Source organism: Aestuariivirga sp. (assembly GCF_044238155.1).
In the GTDB taxonomy this organism is placed as follows: Bacteria; Pseudomonadota; Alphaproteobacteria; order Rhizobiales; family Aestuariivirgaceae; genus Aestuariivirga.
The window spans coordinates 20,162-35,392 of record NZ_JBIIDX010000001.1 but is presented as its reverse complement, the minus strand read 5'-3'; the positions used below and the strand labels follow the sequence as shown (position 1 = coordinate 35,392).

The 15,231-nt window shown below is 62.0% G+C and carries 14 protein-coding genes and 1 tRNA gene; 6 read left to right on the top strand and 9 right to left on the bottom strand.

Annotated elements, in window-relative coordinates:
• The first annotated feature begins 60 nt into the window (after positions 1-60).
• Positions 61-1,854 carry an amidohydrolase gene (locus ACILRN_RS00160; RefSeq protein ID WP_395684560.1) on the top strand — a complete coding sequence of 598 codons (1,794 nt, stop codon included), beginning with the start codon at positions 61-63 and terminating at the stop codon, positions 1,852-1,854.
• Between the two features lie 121 nt (positions 1,855-1,975).
• On the opposite strand, the gene ACILRN_RS00155 is transcribed toward ACILRN_RS00160, so the two are convergent.
• The 4 genes from ACILRN_RS00155 to ACILRN_RS00140 form a co-directional block, all read right to left on the bottom strand.
• A complete protein-coding gene (locus ACILRN_RS00155) occupies positions 1,976-2,425 on the bottom strand; it encodes a nuclear transport factor 2 family protein (RefSeq protein ID WP_395684559.1) in 450 nt (149 codons plus the stop codon).
• A gap of 287 nt (positions 2,426-2,712) precedes the next feature.
• On the bottom strand, positions 2,713-3,585 hold the full coding sequence (locus tag ACILRN_RS00150; protein WP_395684558.1) for a hypothetical protein: 873 nt from the start codon (positions 3,583-3,585) through the stop codon (positions 2,713-2,715).
• A 222-nt stretch (positions 3,586-3,807) separates the two neighbouring features.
• The gene (locus tag ACILRN_RS00145; protein ID WP_395684557.1) at positions 3,808-4,584 is read right to left on the bottom strand and encodes a glycosyltransferase family 2 protein; all 777 of its coding nucleotides are present in this window, start codon (positions 4,582-4,584) and stop codon (positions 3,808-3,810) included.
• Between the two features lie 237 nt (positions 4,585-4,821).
• A complete protein-coding gene (locus tag ACILRN_RS00140) occupies positions 4,822-5,550 on the bottom strand; it encodes a DUF6065 family protein (RefSeq protein ID WP_395684556.1) in 729 nt (242 codons plus the stop codon).
• A 123-nt stretch (positions 5,551-5,673) separates the two neighbouring features.
• On the opposite strand from ACILRN_RS00140, the gene ACILRN_RS00135 reads away from it, so the two are divergent.
• Positions 5,674-6,609, top strand: a complete 936-nt coding sequence (locus ACILRN_RS00135) for a hypothetical protein (RefSeq protein WP_395684555.1) — start codon at positions 5,674-5,676, stop codon at positions 6,607-6,609.
• 757 nt (positions 6,610-7,366) lie between these two features.
• Here the strand turns inward: ACILRN_RS00135 and ACILRN_RS00130 are convergent.
• Positions 7,367-7,443 (bottom strand) — tRNA-Met (locus ACILRN_RS00130).
• 140 nt (positions 7,444-7,583) lie between these two features.
• Between ACILRN_RS00130 and ACILRN_RS00125 the strand changes: the two genes are divergently transcribed.
• The 3 genes from ACILRN_RS00125 to ACILRN_RS00115 are packed head-to-tail and all read left to right on the top strand — an operon-like array spanning position 7,584 to position 10,115.
• On the top strand, positions 7,584-8,090 hold the full coding sequence (locus ACILRN_RS00125) for a thermonuclease family protein (protein ID WP_395684554.1): 507 nt from the start codon (positions 7,584-7,586) through the stop codon (positions 8,088-8,090).
• Between the two features lie 52 nt (positions 8,091-8,142).
• Entirely contained in the window at positions 8,143-9,570 is a 1,428-nt protein-coding gene (locus tag ACILRN_RS00120; protein ID WP_395684553.1) for a cryptochrome/photolyase family protein, read from the top strand.
• Positions 9,567-10,115 carry an NADPH-dependent FMN reductase gene (locus tag ACILRN_RS00115; protein WP_395684552.1) on the top strand — a complete coding sequence of 183 codons (549 nt, stop codon included), beginning with the start codon at positions 9,567-9,569 and terminating at the stop codon, positions 10,113-10,115. The genes ACILRN_RS00120 and ACILRN_RS00115 overlap by 4 nt, the downstream gene beginning before the upstream one ends.
• A 24-nt stretch (positions 10,116-10,139) precedes the next feature.
• On the opposite strand, the gene rpe is transcribed toward ACILRN_RS00115, so the two are convergent.
• The 3 genes from rpe to ACILRN_RS00100 are packed head-to-tail and all read right to left on the bottom strand — an operon-like array spanning position 10,140 to position 12,578.
• Positions 10,140-10,808 (bottom strand): ribulose-phosphate 3-epimerase, encoded by a 669-nt coding sequence (rpe, locus tag ACILRN_RS00110; RefSeq protein WP_395684551.1) that lies wholly within the window; start codon positions 10,806-10,808, stop codon positions 10,140-10,142.
• Positions 10,809-10,814: 6 nt separating this feature from the next.
• Entirely contained in the window at positions 10,815-11,828 is a 1,014-nt protein-coding gene (gap, locus tag ACILRN_RS00105; RefSeq protein WP_395684550.1) for a type I glyceraldehyde-3-phosphate dehydrogenase, read from the bottom strand.
• Positions 11,829-11,873: 45 nt separating this feature from the next.
• Positions 11,874-12,578 (bottom strand): TetR family transcriptional regulator C-terminal domain-containing protein, encoded by a 705-nt coding sequence (locus ACILRN_RS00100; protein WP_395684549.1) that lies wholly within the window; start codon positions 12,576-12,578, stop codon positions 11,874-11,876.
• Positions 12,579-12,701: 123 nt separating this feature from the next.
• Between ACILRN_RS00100 and ACILRN_RS00095 the strand changes: the two genes are divergently transcribed.
• The gene (locus tag ACILRN_RS00095; RefSeq protein WP_395684548.1) at positions 12,702-13,967 is read left to right on the top strand and encodes a DUF3422 family protein; all 1,266 of its coding nucleotides are present in this window, start codon (positions 12,702-12,704) and stop codon (positions 13,965-13,967) included.
• Positions 13,968-14,042: 75 nt separating this feature from the next.
• Here ACILRN_RS00095 and ACILRN_RS00090 read toward each other — a convergent pair whose 3' ends face one another.
• Positions 14,043-15,212 carry a Gfo/Idh/MocA family protein gene (locus ACILRN_RS00090; RefSeq protein WP_395684547.1) on the bottom strand — a complete coding sequence of 390 codons (1,170 nt, stop codon included), beginning with the start codon at positions 15,210-15,212 and terminating at the stop codon, positions 14,043-14,045.
• Positions 15,213-15,231 lie beyond the last annotated feature (19 nt).

Below are 15,231 nucleotides of genomic sequence, written 5' to 3'. Positions count from 1 at the left end.
CGCCAGGCAGAGGGCGGGTGCCTGAACGGGTGGATATCCCTCACCAAGGAGCTTACAGCCATGTGCCTCGCCTGCGTCAACCCGCTCTTGTCTCATCCATCCCTCTATGAACAACCCGAAGGTCTTGCCGGGATAGGGCAATTCGCTCAGACGCGGCGCGGGTTCCTGGCGCTGTCGGCAGCAGCAATGATCGGCAGCAGCCTGCCTGTGTTGACTGCCCGCCCCGCCCTTGCCGACAGCACGTCATCCAACGCAGCAGATACCATCTTCAAGGGCGGAACCATTCTGCCTGTCGTTGGACAGCCAGCAGCCGAAGCATTGGCGGTGAGCGGTGGCAAGATCGTCAGGCTCGGAGCCGAGGCAGATGTGATGGCGCTCGCCTCCATCAATACAACGATCGTCGATCTTGCTGGGCGCACAATGCTGCCCGGCCTCATCGATCCGCACCACCACACCATTTTTGCATCACTCTTCTTCGAACTCCTGATCGACGTGGGTTACGAGAAATACCGGACCCGCGCCCTGCTCACGGATTTCCTCCGCCAGCTCGCCGCACGCACGCCGGCAGGCCAGTGGATTCTGGTTTCCAACTTCGACAATCTCCTGCAGGGCGGAGACCTGTCACGCGATGAACTTGACAGCATCACAACAACGCATCCGCTGTTCGTGTGGTACACCAACGGCCATGATGCCTGCGTCAACAGCCTTGCCCTGAAGATGGCCAACGTCGCCGAGGACATCGGCACGCTTCCCGGCGGCGGGCATTTCGGCCGCGATGCGAATGGCCGGCTGAACGGCCTCGTCTATGAAGAAAGCGCCATGCTGAAGGTGGTGACACCTGGTCTTCCGAAGATCACGCCGCAGCTGGCCTACAAGGCAGTCAACACCTATCTCCAATCGGTCGCCGCTGCCGGAAACACACTGGTGCACGAGCCAGGCACGCTGCGCTCGGAATGGATCGAGTCCTTCACCAAGCTGTCGCTGCACGCGCCAGTGCGCACCAGTGCGAGCCTGATGTACGAGGACATGAAGGGCTTTGACGCCTACAAATCGCTGGGGCTGGGCCCGCGGGCTGCGCAATTGCCGGACTCGCTGTTCACGCTCTATGGCGTCAAGATCGTCGGCGATGGCTCGAACCAGACCCGCACCGGCGCCCAGACGCAGCCCTATCTCGGAAGCTCTGATGCCGGCACGCCAAACTTCTCGACCAGCGACCTGACCGCGATGGTGGCAACCGTGAAGGCAGCCGGCATGCCGGTGCTCATCCACTGCAATGGTGACCGCACCATCGACATCTCGCTCGACGCGATCGAGGCAGCTTATGGAACATCACTGGAGTTTGGCATCAACCGCATCGAACACGCGACCATGGCGCGGCCAGACCAGATCAAGCGCATGAAGAGCCTCAATGTGGAACCAAGCTTTCTCATGAACCACGTGGGCCTCTACGGCTCGGCCTATCGCGACCTGCTGTTCGGGCCCGAGCGTGCCGCCTTCATGGACCCCGCCGGTGCCTGCGTGAAGGAGGACATCCGCTTCACCCTGCACACCGATTCGCCCTGCTCGCCGATCGGCCCGCTCCGGCTCGTCGGCACGGCCGTGACGCGGCGCTGCGAATTCGACAACACGGTGATCGGCCCCGACCAGGCCGTGAGTGTGCAGCGCGCGCTCGAGGCCATCACCATCGACGCTGCCCGGCAGATCGGCATGGCTGACCGCGTTGGCTCGCTTGAAGCCGGCAAGGAAGCCGACATGACGATCCTGGAGGACAACCCCTTCACTGTTTCGCCTGACAAGATTGCCGCCATCAAGGTGAGCGAGACCTGGGTGAAGGGTGAGAAGAAGTTTGGCTGACGGCGTCGAGCTGCTGCCGTACATCGCGCGATGGCATTGAAGGTGTTGCTGCCGCCTGATGGGCGGCAGCCCGCCCTCCCTACCTGTCCCGCAGTTTGCTTGCGCCCTCGCGCCGCTTCCGTCAGCCGACCTTGGCAAAGTTGGAGTGCGCGACCACCAGCCACTGACTGCCCTTGCGACGGAACACCGTCAGGCGCGGCGCCACGGCTGCAACGGGTTGGCCCTCGATCGTCTGGTCGGATGAGATTGTGTAGCTGATCACAAGGCTGTTCACCTCGCTCGTTGCCTTCAGGTCGCTGGTCTGCGGCCGTGACTTGTACTTGGGCAGGGCCGCAAGATAGGACGCCTTGTCATGGCTCTTGCCATCGCCACGCAGCACCTGCAGCTCCGGCGCCAGCAGAGGCGCCACCCGCTCGACCTCGCCGGTGAACAGGGCGTCGATCCAGGCATCAAGGATCGCCTGCCCATCGTCGTCAACAACAGCCTCCGCCGGCAGCGCCGGACCAACTGCTGCCGCGACACCCGCCATGCCCGTCACCAGGCCGAGAACCATATTGCGCCTGTCAAACATGCTGACTTGCCTCCATCTGATCTGCTCCGGAAGCCTTCACGCGCCCGGTCAGTCACATCCGCTCCAATTCGGCTTGCTTGTCAATTGGCAGTTCAACGTAAGGCAAGATAAGTTGAGGCTGACATACGCCCGTCCTTACCCGACCCCATGCTTGGCGCCTTCATGCAAGCTAGAGGGACAATAATTGGTTTCATCAGGCGACAGTCTGCAACAGAAAACCCGGAATGGGCGCCATCTGCAGCCTTTGATGCACAGGCCTTACGGAAGCTCGCCCGCAATGCTGACGCTCAGTTCGATGCAGAACTCACATCGAGCAAGACGATGGAACTGCTGCCATAGCTCGTGACGGCCAGCATTCCGCGCCGGGAGATTGACAGGCCATGCGGAAAATCGAGGCAGTCTCCCTGAATGACGATTGGCGGCTTGTCTTGCGACAGGTCTAGTCCAAGGACCCTGTCACCAGCCTGGTCAGGGACCCAAAGTCGTCCCCTGAACATCTGGCAGGCATCGGAATGGACATTGTCAATGTTCAGGGTCTGATCCCAGGTTCCCGAGGAAGGCAGGAGCGACCAGACAGACATGCTGGTACTCTGGTAGGCAGTCCGCTGCGGATTGTTGGACACGGCGACGGCATGGTATTTGTCCTGGTCCTGATCGTGGCAGATATCTCTGGCGCCCCACGGCGGCGGAAGCCTGGTCAGCTGGTCGCCGATCAGAATGCGCGGATCTTCACCGGTATGGTAGGTAAGGCAGAGGCGACCGGTTTGATCATAGGCGACGCCATGACAAAAGCTCCGGTTTGGCGCAGGATGACTGGCAATCAATGAAAACCTCGATCCGCCCTCGCAGTCGAGGCGATAGACCGAATGTGACGCATCCCAGCAACCAGATACGGCAAGCTCCCAGCTGTCACCACCAAGTGGCCTGGCAGCAACGTCATCCGATAGATGAGGAACCGCAACGGTGGTGACGGGCGCAAGCCCCTCCCGCATGTCGAAGAGCGCCAGCCTGAGACCGCTGCGATGGTTGGCAACGAAACGAAACTCGTCAAGCCACCACACGCCCGTCACGGTGGAATAACGATCGCCGCGTGATGCGATGTGCAAAGGCGGCGTATTGGCCCGGTTTGGCTCGTTCCACTGAATAACTTGAGTGTCCACTATCACGCTCCATTGTCGGTAAGCACTAGAACCGTCTTCGGGATCACTCGGATGCGGAAAGTGCTGGCCTGAAGTTCTTCCTGTAATGTTTTGATCTAGCTTGTCAGTGCCGGACGTTCAAGCACACGGCAAGACGCAGCTCGTGTCCGGACGGGTGGAGGACTGAACGCAATGACCTTGTGAAAGCCCCTGACCACAGGCCAGGCAGTGCTGCCTCAGGACTTACGCCCGGATGTGATGACGCCCGTTCAAGCCATCAATGATGACGTCTGCGCCATTGAGCCGCCCCTTGAAGGTCTGATATCCGCCGCGGCGGCAGGGTCCCTCGATGAACATGCGCATTTCCGAGAGATGCTGGTTGATCGTCTCCATGGTGTTCCACCTCTCTTCGGCTGTGGCCTCATCCTCCGTTGCTGCGAAGACATTTGCAACCTTGTCCATGAACGAGTTCAGCAAGGCATTGCGGCCTGGGGTGGGCAGCCTCCGTAAGTCTTGACCCAGCGCGACAACACGCTTGAGGATATCCATGTCCTGAGCCCCCATTGGCAGCATGGTCTCGTCATATCCACCGAGCCGAAAGAAGAGATCACGAGGCATGCCAATCCGGCCGTAGGAGCCATCTTTCCAGCTACCGGTCCACTGATGAGCCGCCTGCTGCAGGCGACGCGCCTCGCCTATGGACTGAATGTCCGCTTGCGTGACGAAATTGTCTGCATCCAAATTGAAGACGTAGTCGCCGCGGCTGAGACGATGGGCAAGATTCTTGGCCCGTGGTGCGCTCCACCCAACATCGCCGGCAACCTCGAAAAACAGCATCTGGCCGTTTGCAATGAATTTGGCAAAATTCTTCCAGATCCAGCCCGCCAGCCCATCGGTTGAACCATAATCCACCAGGACAAGCTCACAATCATCACCCAGAGCGTCGATATTGACACTGAGTGTTTGCTCTAGCTGCCAGAGCCTGTTCCGGCAGGTCTGACAAAAACTGATGTGTCTCATGGCTCGGAGCTCATACAATTATGATCGGTCCGCGCTGGGCGCTCGGGTTTGGGTGTTCATGCGCCCGGATTCATAGCACTTGATCCCATGTCGAGAAACATGCCGCAGTCAGAAAGTGCGCACAGAGGATGAAGCGGGCGTGAAACGCACGACCGCTGTCGTGGATCCATTGCTATCAATCGCCCGGGCAAATTGCCATTTCCTTCACAGATTGATTTAGCCGACGCCCGCGCGCCTTTAGACCCGAGGGGGCCGGACGTTGAGTTTGCTTCGATGCCTGGTGGGTGCTGCCTCACCATTTGGCTGCACTCCCCGCGTATACCACTTCTGCCAGCGGTTCTTCACAGCATCCGGATCATTGGCGGCCAGACGCTTGTTGAAGTCGTTGCGCAGCTCTGCCCATTCGCGGTACCCCGCCGCAATCTCCGGCGCCTCGTCGATCGGTCGTATCTGTGGTTCAACTGCTTCCACCGCAGCGATGCTGACAGGCATCAGAAAGCAGAAAGGCTCTCCAGCGCGAAAGCTGACTTTCCCGGGCGCGGTGAAAATCCAGTTCATTGTGAAGCTGAAATTCAGCCAATCGGTTTCGACGATGCCTTCGAGTGGGGCAATGCCTGCCTTCGGCAGGTTGGGCGCTCCACGCACGAGGGTTGCTACCCCCACATCCGTGCGAATGACGAAACCCGTATTGAATGTGAGGATGCCATGGCCGAAATGCGACGAGGCCATGCGACCATTGCCAAAATCATCGTTGTTCACAGTCACCGTGATGTCGGACAGCGCAGGGCCGCCGTTCCATTCGGCCTCCACGTCGCAGGGCAGCAGCAACTCCCAGCCGCATGCATTGGCAATAAGCAGAGGCAGGCAGCGATAGGCAAATGACTGGTTGGTTGAATCCATCCAGTCGCGTGCCGTAGCACCCGGCCTGACTTTCACGCACCTGTCGTGAATTCGATAGAAAATCATACCGCGGTTTCTCGCTTTACTTGCCTATTTGGCTGCATCATAGAACAAGTCTGATTGTTGCCGTATCAGAATTTCTGAGGGCCTTTTTCCTTCATGATCGTCTTTCTCACGACTGCAGCTTGCATGAAACCGCTCGGCAGCTTTACCGGGCCGGGATTTGGCGCGAGCCTGCCGGAGATCAGGGTAGAGAGTTACGAGGCCGTGCTGCGGCAGACCCGGCTTCCTGAGGCCACCTATGTATTCTGCGACCTTGAGCGGCTGTCTGCGTTCGAGCTGCGCATTGCGGGATCGCTGCAACGCGCAATCGCCGGAACCGGCATGAGGACGCTCAATAACCCCGCGCGCGTGAAGCTGCGCTATGAACTGTTGCGCGAACTGGCCCTGCGTGGCCTCAATCCGTTCTCTGTCTATCGCTGCGATGACCGGCCCCGCCCCGATCGCTTCCCGGTGTTCCTGCGTTTCGAGAGCGGCCATGCAATGTATCCGGAGCTCATTCCGGATCAGGCGGCGCTCGACACGGCAATCGAGACGTTCAGGCAGGCAGGTCATTCGGCAACCGGCATGCTCGCCGTCGAGTGCTGTCCAACGGATCAGATCGAAGGGCGCTGGTTCAAGTGGGGCGCCTTTGCGGTGGCGGAGGAGGTGATGCTTGATCACATTGCCGTGGATGACAACTGGCTGGTCAAATGGGGCCGCTGGGAGCAGCTGACGCCTGGCATTGTGGAACTCGAAAACGTGGCGGTCCGTGAAAACTGGCACGCAGACTTTGTCGCAGAGACCTTCAAGATTGCGGAAATCGAATTTGGAAGGGCCGATTTTTCAAGATCCGGCCACAAGCCAGTGATGTTTGAAATAAACACCAACCCCTATGTTCACGATCTAAAACCCGATCCGCATCTGCTGCGCCGAGAGAGCCAGACCATGGCGCGCGAACGCCTGGCCGCAGCCTTGTTCAAGATAGACACCGGAACTCGCGGTTTGGTCGATATTCCCAGTGACACCTTCATCGACTATTGCCGGAGCACCGAACCGGGCAGCATGATCGCTCCACGCGTCTGATGATTCATGGAGCGATCAGCTGCAGAGATGCAACCTGAGTATTTAGCTCAGAGTATTGAAGGTAAACCTGATGGTGGTGGCGGCGGTCCAAACGGCAATTCACTGTTCATCTTAGGCTCTCCTGTATTTGACTTGGGAACTGTTACGGGAATCGACTGATCGTTACAACACATTAGCGGTCCCGAGATCAGTCTTGTACCGGGACGTATGTGGAAACCAGAGCGTATCAGCCTAAAGTTCTTCCAACATCCGCCAGACTGGCAGCTGAAACGGCAAGACGATGTCATTATTCCATCAATGATTGAACATCGAGACCATTGACTGGTCGAGACATGGCCAGGGCAGGCCAAAGAAACCCCTGGTCCATCAGGGCTCATCGCATCGACATCGTCTCCGCTCTCAGACACAACGCGGTCTTTCCAATTTCCGGCGCACGGACGATAAGGCAACTGCAGTCGGAGCGCCTCGTCTAAGGAACAGCTGTCTGTTCCGATAATGAGATCAACTGCGCCCAGCTCAAGGATGTGGCCGCCTCGAATGAGACGACGGGCAAAATCAATTGGGCGCGCCCCACTCCGCCCAACGTCACCATCGGCCAGGACATCAGGATCTGGTCGCTCGCCGTGAGCTTGGAAAAATTTCCCAGCCTCACAGACGCATACCCTCAGTCAAACTGACGGCTCCGGCAAGTGGCACGGCCACGTCGGCACGCGGGTCAGGAACCCGGGCCGGCAACGAAGAGACTGATTACTTGAGGTGGTAGCGGGGGAGGGAGTTGAACCCCCGACCCCAGGATTATGATTCCCGTGCTCTAACCAACTGAGCTACCCCGCCGGAGTTGGCGCGCATATAGGGCCGCGCTCCGGTGCAAGTCAAGCTGCGTCTCCTGCTGGCACGAGCCGTTAACGCCCTGTTAACGGGCCGCGGGCAAGACCGGACCGTTGATCGTGACACGACAAACGGGACGACCGGCCATGCCCCTGCTCCGATGGATGTTTCCGGCCCTGATGCTGGTGATGGCGGTGCCGGCGGGCAGCGCCGCCGCCGAGACCGGACACATCACGGGCCGTGCCAGCGTGATGGACGGCGATACCATCGAGATCCACGGGCAACGCATCCGCCTGACCGGCATAGACGCGATCGAGAGCCAGCAGCGCTGCATGCTTGGCGGGGGCATCTGGGCCTGTGGCAGGCAGTCTGCGTTTGCGCTGGCCGGGCACATTGGCACCGCCCCGATCCTTTGCCGCAGCGACGGGCGCGACCGCTATGGCCGCCTTCTGGCCGTTTGCTTCAAGGGCGCCGAAGACATCAACCGCTGGATGGTCAGCCAGGGCTGGGCCGTTGCCTACCGGCGCTACAGCCTGGCCTATGCGGGAGCAGAGGCAGAGGCAAAGACAAACCGCCGCGGCATCTGGGCCGGCAGCTTCGAGATGCCGTGGGAGTGGCGCAAGCGGGTGCGTCAGGCTGGATCAGGCAGTTGAGCCGGGCCGGATCAGGAATTGATCCGCCACCTTGCCCGCACGTAACCAGCACATGACTTCACCCGCCCTTTGCTGGCTGCGCCAGGACCTGCGCCTCACCGACAACGCCGCGCTCACCGCTGCCGCAGCGGCGGGGCCCGTGGTGCTGCTCTATGTGCTGGATGACACGACGCCCGGGGACTGGCAGGCTGGAGGCGCATCGCGCTGGTGGCTGCATCACAGCCTGATGCGCCTGGCCGCCGAGGTGCCGCTGGTGCTGCGGCGTGGCCCGGCTGACAAGGTGATCGCCGAGGTGCTGGCCGAGACCGGCGCGTCGTCGGTCCATTTCACGCGCGATTATGCGCCGTGGGCGGGTCCGCTGGAGCGCCGCGTGAAGGCAGCCGCCGAGGCCGCAGGTGCGGCCTGCCACCGCTATGGCGGCTTCCTGCTGCATGAGCCGGAGTCGATCCGCAACGGATCCGGCGAGCCCTATCGCGTCTACACCCCGTTCTCCAAGGCCTGCTTTGCCACGGGCGAGCCGAAGCCGTTGAAGCCTGCCCCACGTCTCACCGCCTGGACGGGCAACATCAAGACCGACCGTCTGGAAGACTGGGAGCTTTATCCATCCCGCCCCGACTGGGCCAGCGGCTTTGCTGCGGTCTGGACGCCGGGTGAGGCAGGCGCGGCAGCACGCCTCAAGCGGTTCATCCGCAGCGGGCTTGCCGATTACGCCGAGGCGCGCGACCGGCCAGACCGCGAAGTGACCTCCGGACTCTCGCCGCATCTGCATTTCGGCGAGATCAGCCCTGCCCAGTGCTGGCACGCGGTGCGGCGGGCGCAGCTTGCGGCCTCCGGCAAACTCGACAAACCGGCCGAGAAATTCCTCAAGGAAGTACTGTGGCGCGAGTTCTCCTATCATCTGCTGCACCACTGGCCGCAGTTGCCTGTCGAACCCTTCCGGCCAGAGTTCAACGGCTTCCCCTGGCGCAGTGACGAGGCGGCCCTCAGAACCTGGCAGCGCGGGCAGACAGGTTACCCGATCGTCGATGCCGGCATGCGCGAATTATGGGCCACCGGCATCATGCACAACCGGGTGCGCATGATCGCAGCCTCCTTCCTCATCAAGGACCTGCTCATTCCGTGGCAGGCAGGCGAACGCTGGTTCTGGGACACGCTGGTCGATGCCGACATCGGCAGCAACTCCGCCAGCTGGCAGTGGGTGGCCGGATGTGGAGCCGATGCCGCGCCCTATTTCCGCATCTTCAACCCAGTACTTCAGGGCGAGAAGTTCGACCCCGACGGCAGCTATGTGCGCAAATGGGTGCCGGAACTGGCCCGCCTGCCCAATGAATTCATCCATCGCCCGTGGGAGGCGCCGCAACTCGTTCTGGCAGAGGCTGGCGTCGCGCCGGGACGCAACTATCCGCATCCGATGGTAGACCACGGCAAGGCCCGCGATGCCGCGCTCGCGGCGTTCCAGCAGCTGAAAGGTGCAGCATGACCAGGCTTCTCGGCATCAGCGGGTCACTCCGCAAGGCGTCCACCAACACGGGCCTCCTGCGCTCCATCCGCGACATGGCGCCTGCTCATGTGCAGATGGAGGTGGCAAGCCTGCATGGCATCCCGCTGTTCGACGAGGATGACGAAGCCGCCACCGGAAAGCCCGCCGCGGTCGCCGCCCTCGATGCAAGAATACGCTCAGCTGACGGCATCATCTTTGCCTGCCCGGAGTATAACTTCTCGATGCCGGGCGTTCTCAAGAACGCCAATGACTGGCTGTCACGCGGCGGCTCGCCGTTCCGCTGGAAGCGGGTGGGAGTGGTGGGCGCAGGCGGCGGACAGGTCGCAGGAACAGCGCGCGCCCAGTATCACCTCCGCCAGAACCTGCAGGCGCTGCAGGCAATCGTTATGCCGCGGCCGGAGGTGTTCATCACCAACAATGAAGTGAAATTCAACGCCGATGGAACGCTCACCGATGAGGAGACGTGGCGCTATGTGGCGAAATGGCTCGAGGCCTTCATCGAGTGGGTCGAGAAGCGCCCCTGAAGCGGGAAGATCAACAACCCGGCGTCAGATGGCGAGGCTTGACGCCGCCGTGCGGATGGCGCGGATTTCCGCGGCATAATCCGGCGCCCGGAACACTGCCGAGCCCGCCACAAGGACATTGGCGCCGGCCCGCGCCACATCTGCCGCATTGGCAGCCGTTATGCCGCCATCCACCTCGATGTCGATGTTCCGTCCACGAACCATGTCCCGCACTTCGGCGATCTTTTCCAGCATCGCCGGAATGAAGGCCTGGCCTCCAAAGCCCGGATTCACCGTCATGACAAGGATCAGGTCGAGCCGGTCGAGCACATGCTGCAGCACAGAAACCGGTGTTGCCGGGTTGAGCGCCACACCGGCCTTCTTGCCCATCGCACGGATTGCCTGCAGCGAGCGGTCAAGATGCATGCCCGCCTCGGCGTGCACGGTCAGCACGTCCGCGCCTGCGCGCGCAAAGGCCTCGAGATAGCGGTCTGCCGGCGCGATCATCAGATGTACGTCGAAGGTTTTCTTCGTCGCCTGGCGGATCGAGTCGATCACCGGCAGGCCGAAGGAGATGTTGGGCACGAAGTGCCCGTCCATCACGTCGATGTGGATCCAGTCCGCACCCGCCGCGTCGATGGCGCGCACCTCCTCGCCCAGCCGCGCGAAATCGGCGGCCAGAATCGAGGGTGCAATCAAAAGCGGGCGCGACACGCCTGCTCAGCCGATCAGCTTGCCGAAATGCACGGCGGTGTCGCTCATGCGGTTCGAGAAGCCCCACTCATTGTCATACCAGCTGAGAATCTGCACGAAACTGTCGTCCATCACCTTGGTCTGGTCGAGATGGAAGACCGAGGAATGCGGATCGTGATTGAAGTCGATCGACACGTTTGGCTTCGCCGTCACGCCAAGAATGCCCTTGAGAGGCCCATTGGCCGCCTTGATGATCGCCTCGTTCACCTCTTCCTTCGTGGTCTTGCGCTTGGCGATGAACTTGAGGTCGACGACCGACACGTTGGGTGTGGGAACCCGCATGGCATAGCCATCCAGCCTGCCCTTGAGTTCCGGCAGGACAAGGCCAACGGCCTTCGCCGCACCCGTCGAGGTGGGGATCATCGAGAGCGCCGCGGCGCGCGCCCGGTAGAGATCCTTGTGCATCTGGTCGAGCGAGGGCTGATCGTTGGTATAGGAATGGATCGTCGTCATCATGCCCTTCTCGATGCCGATCGTGTCATTCAGCACCTTTGCCACGGGCGCAAGGCAGTTGGTGGTGCAGGAGGCGTTGGAGATCACCATGTGATCCTTCGAGAGCTTGTCATGATTGACGCCGTAGACGACGGTGAAATCGGCGCCATCGGAGGGCGCAGAGACGATCACGCGCTTTGCCCCCGCGGTGAGATGGGCTGCCGCCTTGTCGCGCGCGGTGAAGATGCCGGTGCATTCCATGGCGATGTCGACGCCCAGGTCCTTCCACGGCAACTGGGCGGGATCCTTGATGGCGGTGACCTTGAACTGGTCGCTGCCGATCGAGATCGAGTCACCCTTGACAGACACTTCGCGCGGAAAACGGCCATGCACCGAGTCGAACTGCAGCAGATGGGCGTTGGTTTCGACCGGGCCCAGATCATTGACGGCCACAATGTCGATGTCCTTGCGGCCCGATTCATAGATGGCGCGGACGATGTTGCGGCCGATGCGGCCGAAGCCATTGATTGCAACACGGATCTTGGTCATGGATGAGGTCTCCGGAACGAGGTGGCGATAACCGAACTGCCGCTCTTATAGTGGTTTCGCGACAGGGCGGAAGGGGGGGGCCGCCGGGGCTTGGCCCGGTGGCTCGAAGTGTCTGGGGAAAAACGCAGCAAGCGCCGACATGATGGTTTTTTGGGCATCCGCAGCACTGAGCCGGGCGCGATGGCCGGAGGCATGTGCTGCCAGCGCCAGCCACAAGCCATCACTCATCGAATCCAGTCCGCGCATGACGAGGCGGGGGGCATGGCCGTAGCCCCCCTCTTCGCACAGTGCGCCGCACAGAGCCTCCAGGCTGGCGCGGCGCTCCCCGTCGTGGCTGGAGCAGATCTGGTCATAGACGGGCCTGCCCTGGGCCTCGCCCCAAAAGGCGATCCAGGCAGCCAGCCGGTCCGGGGTAAAAACGTCCATGTCGAAATCAGCAAGCAGCAGCGCCTTCAGGCGATCGGCCGGGGCGATGCCGGCACGCTGCACAGCGTCCTGCCAATGACGGCGATAGTCGGCGGCAAGCGCCGCCAGGACCTCGGCCAGCAGCCTGTCCTTGCTGCTGAAATGAAAGATGACGATGCCCGAGGAGAGGCCGGCCTGCCTGGCCACATCAGCCACGGTCAGGGCGGCATAACCCCTGCGGGCCAACACCGCGATGGTGGCCTCGATAAGCTGATGGCGGCGCACCCCGGGCTCGGCCTTGCGCAGCGCAGGCCGGCCTGCGCCCATGTCGGTCAAAGCTGTCACGCGCCGATTGCCTCCCGCCGTCTGCGCAGCACCATACTGAATGGCCGGGAGGCCGAAAAGTGGCACATGGCAATTGCTCGACCCCGGTGATATGGCTCACGACTGTATTCCGAAGGCGACACCATGCACGATCACGAACTCCGCAATCTCCTCAATGACGAGTTGCACGGCCGGCCGGGCCTGCCGCTGACAGCCCCTGCCCGCATTACCCACCTGGCGTTCACCCTGAAGGATGGCGACGCAGACCCCCTGGCCCAGGTCCGCCTGCTGTGTGACGCCCTGGGCGTCAAGCCGCCGGCCGAGGGCGCTGCGCACCACAGCGCCGACATTGCCGGCGGCCAGATCAAATACGAGCGGCATGGCGAATTCTATCGCGTTAGCGTTGTGGCGGAGGGGGCCATCGAACGTGGCGAGGCACTGTCGCTTCTGCCCGTAGGCTGGGTCGATGGGCTTCCCGGTGCAAGGCTTGTTGGCATCCATACGCGGGTCATGGCCAAGGATGAGCCCAAGCCCAGCATGGCAAACCTCGTGGCGCTCTTCGGCCATGAGGATATCGCCGGTTCGCGCGTGAGTTCGGGCCTTGCCACGGTATGGACGGATTTCCGCATCGGGCCGGATGGCTATACCCGCATGCTGGTCCAGGACCACGGCCTCTCGCCGATGCGTCTGGGCCGGGTCATCCGCCGCATCCACGAGATCGAAACCTATCGCATGATGGCGCTGCTGGCGCTGCCGCTGGCGCGCACGGTCATGGGCGAGCTGGCCGGACTGGAACGGTCCGTCTCCAAGGTCACGGCCGACATGCTGTCCTCGCGCGAGAGCCACGAGGATGCCGAACTGCTTGCCGAGTTGAGCCGGATTGCCCGCGATGTGGAGGAAATCTCGAGTCGCACCAGCTACCGCTTTGCTGCCGCGCGCGCCTACGCCGCACTGGTTGACAAGCGCATTGCCGAGCTGGGCGAGGAAAAGCTCGAGAGCTTCCAGCGCATCGGGGTGTTCCTCGACCGCCGGTTTTCACCTGCGATGGCCACCTGCCAGGCTGCCGCCGACCGCATCAGGAGCCTGGCCGAGCGCAGCGAGCGGGCCTCGAACCTGCTGCGCACGCGCGTCGACATTGCGCTCGAGGCGCAGAATCAGCAGGTCTTGAAATCGATGGAAATGCGCGGCCGGCAGCAGCTCCGGCTGCAGGAGACTGTCGAAAGTCTCTCGGTCGTGGCGATCAGCTATTATCTGATCGGCATCATCGACAAGCTCATCGATGGGCTGGGCGAACATCTGCGGACGGACACAAAAGCCATCAGCCTGCTGAGCATTCCGGTGGTGGTGATCGTGGTCTGGTATGCCGTGCGCCGCCTGCGCAAGAAGATCATGAGCCCGGAGAGAGAGTAAGCTGCGCCGCGGATAACGAAAGAGGCGCCCGGACCGGCTCCGGGGCGATCAGGCCCCGGAACGGCCCTATGCACTCTACACCCGCGTCCACCTGCCATTCTTCTCCGACGACGTCACACAGGCCTCGATGAAGGCCATGCCGGCAACACCATCCGCGATGCCCGGGAAGGTCACATCCTTGTCTGGCTTCCTGCCTGCACGCTTCGCCTTGATGGCGCGCGCCACCTCGGAATAGATGTTGGCGAAGCCTTCCAGATAGCCCTCAGGGTGGCCCGGCGGCACCCGCGTCATGCGGCCCGCCGCGGCATTGGAACCGGCCCCGCCGCGGGTGATCAGCCGCTTCGGCTCGCCGAAGGGCGTGAACCAGAGGTAATTCGGGTCTTCCTGCTTCCATTCCAGCCCGCCCTTGGTGCCGTAGATACGGATCTTGAGGCCGTTCTCATTGCCCGGCGCCACCTGGCTGGCCCAGATCATGCCCTTGGCGCCACCCTTGAAGCGCAGCATCACATGCGCATTGTCATCGAGGACGCGGCCCTTCACGAAGCTGGTGAGATCAGCTGACAGCTCGTCACAGGTCAGGCCCGAGACATTGCACAGCAGCTGGTAGGTGTGAGTGCCGATGTCGCCCACGCAGCCGCCAGCGCCCGAGCGCTTCGGGTCGGTGCGCCAGGCGGCTTGTTTCTGGCCGGTCTTTTCCAGCGCGGTGGTGAGCCAGTCCTGCGGATACTCGCCTTGCAGCACGCGGATCTCGCCAAGCTCTCCAGCGGCAATCATCGCCTTGGCCTGACGGATCATCGGATAGCCGGAATAATTGTGAGTGAGTGCGAAGATCACATCCTTGCGTTTGGCCAAAAGCTTCTCCAGCGCCTTCGCCTCCTTCAGGTTCAGGGCCAGCGGCTTGTCGCAGATCACATGGATGCCGGCCTCGATGAAGGCCATGGCAGCCGGCACATGCATGTAATTGGGTGTCACGATCGACACCGCCTCGATGCCATCGGCGCGCTTGGCTTCGACACGGGCCATGTCGCGGAAATCCGTGTAGACGCGGTCTGGCGCAAACCCAAGCTCGGCGCCGGACGCCCGGGCCCTTGCCGCGTCCGCCGAAAGCGCACCGGCCACCAGCTCATACTGGTCGTCCATTCGCGCCGCCAGGCGGTGCACGGCGCCGATGAAGGCCCCCTGCCCGCCGCCCACCATGCCGAGCCTGACGCGGCCCGTGTTCGCATCGCTCCGTCCTGAAACCATGTGCCTTGTCTCCTGGAGC

What these genes read in the sequence shown, in the direction of transcription:
- ACILRN_RS00115 (WP_395684552.1), top strand. Translation starts at nt 9,567, where the DNA reads ATGACCAGGCTTCTCGGCATCAGCGGGTCACTCCGCAAGGCGTCCACC.
- ACILRN_RS00090 (WP_395684547.1), bottom strand. Translation starts at nt 15,212, where the DNA reads ATGGTTTCAGGACGGAGCGATGCGAACACGGGCCGCGTCAGGCTCGGC.
- ACILRN_RS00125 (WP_395684554.1), top strand. Translation starts at nt 7,584, where the DNA reads ATGCCCCTGCTCCGATGGATGTTTCCGGCCCTGATGCTGGTGATGGCG.
- ACILRN_RS00160 (WP_395684560.1), top strand. Translation starts at nt 61, where the DNA reads ATGTGCCTCGCCTGCGTCAACCCGCTCTTGTCTCATCCATCCCTCTAT.
- ACILRN_RS00145 (WP_395684557.1), bottom strand. Translation starts at nt 4,584, where the DNA reads ATGAGACACATCAGTTTTTGTCAGACCTGCCGGAACAGGCTCTGGCAG.
- ACILRN_RS00120 (WP_395684553.1), top strand. Translation starts at nt 8,143, where the DNA reads ATGACTTCACCCGCCCTTTGCTGGCTGCGCCAGGACCTGCGCCTCACC.
- ACILRN_RS00140 (WP_395684556.1), bottom strand. Translation starts at nt 5,550, where the DNA reads ATGATTTTCTATCGAATTCACGACAGGTGCGTGAAAGTCAGGCCGGGT.
- ACILRN_RS00155 (WP_395684559.1), bottom strand. Translation starts at nt 2,425, where the DNA reads ATGTTTGACAGGCGCAATATGGTTCTCGGCCTGGTGACGGGCATGGCG.
- ACILRN_RS00135 (WP_395684555.1), top strand. Translation starts at nt 5,674, where the DNA reads ATGAAACCGCTCGGCAGCTTTACCGGGCCGGGATTTGGCGCGAGCCTG.
- ACILRN_RS00095 (WP_395684548.1), top strand. Translation starts at nt 12,702, where the DNA reads ATGCACGATCACGAACTCCGCAATCTCCTCAATGACGAGTTGCACGGC.
- gap (WP_395684550.1), bottom strand. Translation starts at nt 11,828, where the DNA reads ATGACCAAGATCCGTGTTGCAATCAATGGCTTCGGCCGCATCGGCCGC.